Raw genomic sequence first — 2,287 nt, 5'->3', positions numbered from 1 at the left:
CTAATGCGCCGCCCAAGGCCCGGCGTGACCTCGGCGAACGCAGGGAACGGCCCGACGCACGTAGGATCGGAGGCGACAAAGGACAACTGGCGCAGGTGGGACACCACCGGGGAGTAGGCGCCGGGTGCATCGCCCGCCTGGGTGCCCCGGCATACGGCGAAGGAACGCAGCACTCGTGAGCAGTACCGTCACCCCACCCGACCCCGGCCAGGACATCCGGCCGGTCCGCCGGGCCCTGATCTCCGTCTATGACAAGACCGGGCTGGAGGAGCTGGTTCGGGGCCTGCATGAGCAGGGCGTCGCCCTCGTCTCGACCGGCGGCTCCGCGGCCTTCATCGCCGCCCTCGATATTCCGGTCACCGAGGTCGCGGACCTCACCGGCTTCCCCGAGTGCCTCGAAGGACGCGTGAAGACCCTGCACCCCACGGTGCACGCGGGCATCCTCGCCGACACCCGCAAGCCCGACCACCTCGAACAACTCGCGGATCTCGGCATCAAGCCCTTCGAACTGGTCGTCGTCAATCTCTACCCCTTCGTGGCGACGGTCGCCTCCGGGGCCACGCCCGATGAGTGCGTCGAGCAGATCGACATCGGCGGGCCGTCGATGGTGCGTGCCGCGGCCAAGAACCACCCGAGCGTCGCGATCGTCACCGACCCCGCGGCATACGCGGCGGTGCTGGAGGCCGTACGGTCGGGCGGCTTCACGCTCGAGCAGCGCAAGCTGCTCGCGGCGCGGGCGTTCACGCACACGGCCGACTACGACACCGCGGTCGCGAGTTGGCTCGGCAGCGCGTATGCCGACACCTCCGACGGCAGCGGCTTCCCGGCCTGGGCGGGCGCGTCGTGGACCAAGGCGAATGTCCTGCGCTATGGGGAGAATCCGCACCAACGGGCCGCCATCTACCGCCACGGGCGACCTGGCCTGGCCAGCGCTGAGCAGCTGCACGGCAAGGAGATGTCCTACAACAACTATGTCGACGCGGACGCGGCGGTGCGCGCGGCCCACGATCACGGGGACCAGCCGACCGTCGCGATCATCAAGCACGCGAACCCCTGCGGGATCGGCGTCGGCCCCACCGTCGACCAGGCGTATGCCGCGGCGCACGCCTGCGATCCCGTGTCGGCGTATGGCGGCGTGGTCGCCACCAATGTCGCTGTCAACCGGGCCATGGCGCTTGCGCTCAATGACACCTTCAGCGAGGTTGTCGTGGCCCCTGGCTTCGACGGCGATGCGCTGGATCTGTTGCGGGAGAAGAAGAATCGCCGGCTCATCCAGCTGCCCGAAGGAATGGCCATCGCGCGCGACAGGGTGGAATTCCGCCCGATCTCCGGTGGCCTGCTGATGCAGACCGTCGACCGCCTCGATGCCGTGGTCGAGGACGAGTCGGGGGCGATCAGCGGCGGCGATGCCGCCACCACGTGGCGTCTCGTTGCCGGCGCCGCGGCCGACGAGGCGACCCTGGCGAACCTGCAGTTCGCCTGGCGTGCGGTGCGCGCCGTCAAGTCGAACGCGATCCTGCTGGCTCGTGACGGCGCCTCGGTCGGCATCGGGATGGGCCAGGTCAACCGGGTCGATTCCTGCCGGCTCGCCGTTGCGCGGGCGGGCGAGGCGCGGGCTCGAGGAGCGGTCGCTGCCTCGGACGCCTTCTTCCCGTTCGCCGACGGTCTGCAGGTGCTGCTCGATGCCGGGGTCCGGGCTGTCGTGGCGCCCGGGGGTTCGGTGCGCGACGAAGAGGTGATCGCTGCCGCCACGGCGGCCGGGGTGACGATGTACTTCACCGGGACGCGCCACTTCGCCCACTGAAGCCAGGCAGTCGGAATACCGATCGAGCGGGGTGCCCGGCGTGTCGGGGCCATGTGCCGGCCTGTCGGGCCTCAAGCCCACCCGATTGGTATTCGGAGTGCCCGGGTGAGCGACCCGGGCGCTGGGTCGCGAGCCAGTCGCCGCTCCCAGCCGGGCTCAGCGCGGCCGGATGGCCGCCGGATCCACGGCGATCCAGACTGACTCGGCCTGCCCGAGCAACCGGCCATCGGCTCCGAACACCGCCGAGCCGGAAGCAAAACGCCGCCCCGCGGCCGGGCCGGGCCAGGCCATGACGACGCACTCCTCGTCCGTGTCCGGCAGGGCTCCGACCCGAGCGGTGATCGTCCCCAGCACCATCGGCCGGCCCGCGATGCCCGCCGACCAGCCGCCGGGGCAGTCCAGCGCTGCCCAGACGTTCTCGACGCTCACCTCGGTGGGGCGCCACGCCGCCGCATACTCCCCCGCGCCGCCGGGCACCCGCCC

At 71.3% G+C, this 2,287-nt stretch carries 2 protein-coding genes; one reads left to right on the top strand and one right to left on the bottom strand.

Translation table 11 applies throughout. The features are described 5' to 3' along the window. Positions 1-175: 175 nt before the first annotated feature. A complete protein-coding gene (purH, locus tag PKH97_RS15990) occupies positions 176-1,804 on the top strand; it encodes a bifunctional phosphoribosylaminoimidazolecarboxamide formyltransferase/IMP cyclohydrolase (RefSeq protein ID WP_324388604.1) in 1,629 nt (542 codons plus the stop codon). 156 nt (positions 1,805-1,960) lie between these two features. Here purH and PKH97_RS15985 read toward each other — a convergent pair. Continuing rightward, positions 1,961-2,287, bottom strand: a 327-nt coding sequence (locus PKH97_RS15985; protein ID WP_324388603.1) for a hypothetical protein, incomplete at its 5' end; no start/stop codon positions are given.

This window comes from Nostocoides sp. (assembly GCF_035343835.1).
In the GTDB taxonomy this organism is placed as follows: Bacteria; Actinomycetota; Actinomycetes; order Actinomycetales; family Dermatophilaceae; genus Nostocoides_A; species Nostocoides_A vanveenii.
The sequence above is the reverse complement of the archived record's forward strand: the minus strand, read 5'-3'. Positions and strand labels throughout refer to the sequence as shown.